General features: G+C 72.3%; 4 protein-coding genes. 2 read left to right on the top strand and 2 right to left on the bottom strand.

Translation table 11 applies throughout. From position 1 onward, the window contains the following. Together AC08OQ_RS07260 and AC08OQ_RS07255 are read left to right on the top strand one after the other, a co-directional pair. Positions 1-332, top strand: a 332-nt coding sequence (locus AC08OQ_RS07260) for a type II toxin-antitoxin system Phd/YefM family antitoxin (protein WP_476611960.1), incomplete at its 5' end; no start/stop codon positions are given. Continuing rightward, positions 329-622, top strand: coding sequence for a type II toxin-antitoxin system RelE family toxin (locus AC08OQ_RS07255; RefSeq protein WP_476598721.1), 294 nt, complete (start codon positions 329-331; stop codon positions 620-622). The genes AC08OQ_RS07260 and AC08OQ_RS07255, both read left to right, overlap by 4 nt. Positions 623-827: 205 nt before the next feature. Here AC08OQ_RS07255 and AC08OQ_RS07250 read toward each other — a convergent pair whose 3' ends face one another. After that, on the bottom strand, positions 828-1655 hold the full coding sequence (locus tag AC08OQ_RS07250) for an SGNH/GDSL hydrolase family protein (RefSeq protein ID WP_462188871.1): 828 nt from the start codon (positions 1653-1655) through the stop codon (positions 828-830). Positions 1656-1782: 127 nt separating this feature from the next. Further along, the gene (locus tag AC08OQ_RS07245; RefSeq protein WP_476611959.1) at positions 1783-4167 is read right to left on the bottom strand and encodes an MMPL family transporter; all 2385 of its coding nucleotides are present in this window, start codon (positions 4165-4167) and stop codon (positions 1783-1785) included. Positions 4168-4633: the final 466 nt, after the last annotated feature.

Below are 4633 nucleotides of genomic sequence, written 5' to 3'. Positions count from 1 at the left end.
ACATCGCGCCAGTTCCCGGTAGGCTCGCGGTTATGACCGTCATGCCGTTCACCGAGGCGCGTAACCGCCTGTCGGAGCTCATCGACGAGGTGGAGCGAACTCATGATCGGGTGGAGATCACCCGCCATGGGCATGCCGTGGCAGTCCTGATCTCTCCCGATGATCTGGCGGCGCTGGAGGAGACGCTGGACGTGCTGGCGAGCCGGGAGGCGATGCGGCAGCTTGCGGAGTCCCGAGACGCGGTCGAGGCCGGTGACGTTCTCGATGCCGAGGAACTCGCCGCGCTCATGACAAAACGGGCGCGGAGCGCCGACCGGCCCGACGTGAGGTGACCGAAGCCGGTGAGCAGCCGTTCGAACTCCGGATCACCGGTCCCGCGGCTCGCGCTCTCGCCAGCCGACTGCCCGAGAAGATCGCGGCGGCTGTCCGCGAGTTCATCACGACCATGCTTCTGGACAACCCCCACCGGCTCGGTAAACGACTCCTCCTCCCGCCGTACGAGGGCACCTGCTCCGCTCGACGCGGCGGCTACCGCGTGCTGTACAAAATCGATGATGAGGAAAACCGCACCGTGACTGTGACCGCCGTCGAGCACCGGTCTGGCGCGTACCGCTCCCGCTGACCGCGAGACGTGTCCATTCAGGTGGCGCCGGTCAGATGGCGCCGGTAGGTCGTTGGCCTGTGGGTTTGTGATGGGATGACACGTCGGGGCGGGTGCTTGATCGGGTTCGGTGGATCGTAATGGTCGGAGGTTGTGTCCGGTCTGTCGCCTAATAGCACCTTCTCGCGGGTGTCCCCGTTACCGTTGCAGCCGACGCGACCCATGATCACCAGGATACGGCGGGCGGCTCCCTGGTGGTACCGTGCACCCGATTCAGGGAAGGGAGCGCGGCGGCGGCCATCGCGGCTCCGTATCGCTCGGCCCCCGCGCTGAACACCGGGCAGGGGATCATCACGGGTACGGTCACCGGGCAGAAGTGGACGTGGTCGGGTCCGCGGACGACCACGGTGCCGTCCGGTCGGCAGGGCTCACCGGCCTGGCAGGGCAGTCGGTCGCTCCATCGACCGCGCATGGTGACCGCAAGGTCGGCGAAGACGACTTCCGTGCCGTCGTGCGCCGCGGCGATCGCCCGCCACATCCGGTCGAGGTCGGTCATCCCGTCCGCGCGGACGGGCTGGTCGGGCCGGGGTGGCGCCACCACGAGACGGACCTGTACCCCGGCCTCGCGTAACAACCGGACGGCGGCACCGGTGTCGGCGGGGTAGGCCGTCGCGACGTCGCGTCCCCGCATGCACGCCGATATCGTGTTTCCGGAGAAGGCCAGCACGGCGACCGTCGGCCGCCAGGCGCGGATCTGGACATCGACATCGGCGAGCCAGTCGCAGGGCGCGGTCCCACCGAAGGTACGTACCAGAACCTGCGCGCCGCCCTCTGTCGCGAGCCGGCTGAACGTCTCCCGGGCCTCCCAGGCCAGCGAGTCGCCCCAGAGCACGATCCGAGCCGGCGCCGGGCGTGCGGTGTCGATGATCCGGCCGCCCCAGCCGGCCCATACCTTGCCGGCCCCGAGTACCGGCAGTGCCAGCAGGAGCAGCGTTAGCAGGAGAAGCGCCAGCAGGAGAAGGAAGGCGACTGGTGGGAGGACGACGGCGAGCACGCCGCCGCGGTCCTTGCGACCGGGCGGTCGAGGCCTGCCGGGCCACCGGTTCCGGACGGCATCCGGAACCGGTGGATTCACGGTCGGGGTGCTGCGGGCCGACGGTGACATCGGATTCCGGTCTCCCTCACCGCCGGTCCGGTTGGGCTGTCCCGGCTGGCCGGGCTGGTTCGGGCACGGCCAGGGAAGAGGCCGTCGACGGATCGGCCTGTGGCCTGGCGTGTTCGGTCAGGCCGATCCGCTCCTGCAAGCGACGCAGCGGTCCCGGCGCCCACCACGCGATCGGCGCGACGAGCCGGAGTACCGAGGGCACCAGCAGGCCGCGCACCACGTAGGCGTCGAGCAGCACCGCCAGCGCGAGGCCCAGCCCGAGCAGCTTCAGGGCGGCGACCGACGAGGTCGTGAAGCCCGCGAAGACGACGGCGAGCAGCAGGGCCGCGAAGGTCACGATCCGTCCGGTGTGGCCGAGCGCCGTCGCCGCCGAGCCGATCGGGTCGCCGGTCCGGTCGTACTCCTCTCTGACCCTGGAGAGCAGGAACACGCCGTAGTCCATGGACACGCCGAAGGCCACGCAGAACACGAGCACCGGGATGCCGGCGGGCAGGCTGCCGGTCGCGGTGACGTCCAACAGGCCGGCGAGATGACCGTCCTGGAAGATCCACACGAGTGGCCCGAAGACCGCCGCCATCGTGAGCATGTTCAGCGCCAGCGCGGACAGCGATACGACGATGGAACCGAGCATGAGGAACAACGCGACGAAGGTGACCAGCGCGATTACCGCGCCGGCCAGCGGGGCTCGGGAGGCGATCGCGTCGATCGTGTCGACCCGCTCGGCCGCCTGGCCGCCGACGAGGGCCGGGAACGGCGCCGGGACCGCACGCAGGCCGCGTACCAGCCGGGTGCCTTCGGCGGAGATCGGTTCGACGGCCGGAACCACCGATAGATAGACGGCATCCGCGACGGCCTGGCGTGGGCGCGCCGCGGGCGTCGCCCCACCCAGCCGCCGGCCGTCCAGGTAGCTGCCGTCCGGGGCGTCCACCCGGGCCACTCCGTCAACGCGCGAGAGTGCGGCCGCGTACCCGGCGACCGCCGCCCCGCCGGGCGGCCCGGGGACATCCACGCCGACGACCCGCAATGGGCTGCTCTCCCGCCCGTCGAAGCCCGCCCGCAGGATCTCGGCCGCCGATCGGGCCGCGCTCGACGGAGGCAGGTTCCGATCGTCGTTGACGCCCAGGGAGAGATGGCCGATCGGAACGGCCACGAGCACGAACAGCGCGACCGTCGGCACGAGGACCAGGACCGGCCGGCGCATGACGGCGATCGCGGTCCGGTACCAGAAGGCCGGTTCGGCCGGTTCGGCCGGTGCCGCCGGTGCCGCCGGTGCGGCCGCGGCGCCGTCCGGCCGTTCCCCGTCCCCGCGCCGCTCCCGCCACCAGCGCCGCGACGGGCGGGCGATCACCCGATCGCCGAGGGCCGCGAGCAGGACGGGCACCACGAGGACGGCCGACAATCCGGCGAGCGCGGTGGCCGCCATGCCGGCGTACGCCATCGACCGGAGGAACGGCAGCGGGAAGAGAGCGAGCCCGATGAGGGCGATGGCGACGGTGGCGGCCGAGAAGACGACCGTCCGGCCCGCCGCCCGGATCGTACGGGCAAGCGCCGCATCCCGCCTGCCGCGGTCTGCTAGCTCCGTCTGCTCCGTCTGCTCCGTCTGCGCTGTCCGTTCCGTCGGCGGCACGGTCGGCTCGCCGGCCAGTTCCTCGCGGTACCGGGCGATCAGCAGCAATGAGTAGTCGATCGAGAGCCCGAGACCGAGACCCACCGTGATGTTGGTGGTGAAGGGCGACATCGAGGTGACGGCGGCGAGCAGTCCGACGACGTTGATCGCCGCGAACACCGCGACCCCGCCGGCGACGACGGGAACGAACGCGAGCCGGATGCGCCGCAGGTAGACGACCAGCAGCAGCAGGAGCACGGGGAAGGCGACCAGTTCCGCGCGGGCGAGATCCGACGTGCTGCGCTTGCTCGTCTCAGCGCCGACCACGTCCGAACCGGTCACCCCGACCGTCACCGGTCCGTCGGCGCGGGCGGAGCCGGCGGGGGCTGCGGGGACGCGCAACGTGTCGGCGAGCTGGTGGGCGAGGTCCTCGCGGTCGGCGTCGTCGCCGGCGAGGCTCGCGAGCATCAAGCCGTAGCGCCCGTCGGTGGACCGCAGCGAGGTGGCACCGGTGTCCCAGTAGGAGACGACCGAGACGACCCCGGGCGTGCCGGCCAGCCGCGCGCGCAACGCCCCGGCCGCGTCGGTGACGGCGGTGTCGTCCACCCTGCCGTCGACGGCCCCGACGACCAGGACGACGCCGGTGGGCGCGACACCGAAACGCTCGGCGAGCACCGCCGCGGCGCGTCTCGATTCGGCGTTCGGCGGGGTGTCGCCGCTCCCGGCCAGGGTACCGCCGACGGCTATCCGCAGCGCCGTCAGGCACACCAGGACGATCAGGACGGCGAGAGCCACCACCCGGCGCCGGGCGACCAGCCGGGCGGCCGGCCCACCCCCGGCCTGGGGCGGAGCCGGGACTTGTCGGTGTCCGCGGTGTCCGCGGTGTCCGCGGCGCCCGGTGTCCGGGTCGCGAGGATGCGGGGGTCCGGGGATCCGGACCGACGGGGTCGAAGTCAAGGTCACCTCACCTTAGCGGGGGCCGGACGCGCAACGGGCCCACCTACGGGTCCGGCACCCCGCCGTGCCCGGCGAGCCACCGTGTCCGCGAGCCGCGCATCGTCCGGCCTGGTCGATCCGAGTACGCCAGCTCCCGCCGTCCATGCCATCGGGCCGCCGGGCACGACCGGTGGGCACCTCGACCGATTCCCACCCCGTTCGCCGGTCTGATGCGGACCTGGACCGTGGTACAAGGCGGGAGCGCGGTGCCGCGTCGTACCGTCGGAGGGCGATGCGTGACGGTGTGGCCGGCCCGGATGCCGGC

This window comes from Frankia sp. CcCS3, from assembly GCF_977927575.1.
The sequence above is the reverse complement of the archived record's forward strand: the minus strand, read 5'-3'. Positions and strand labels throughout refer to the sequence as shown.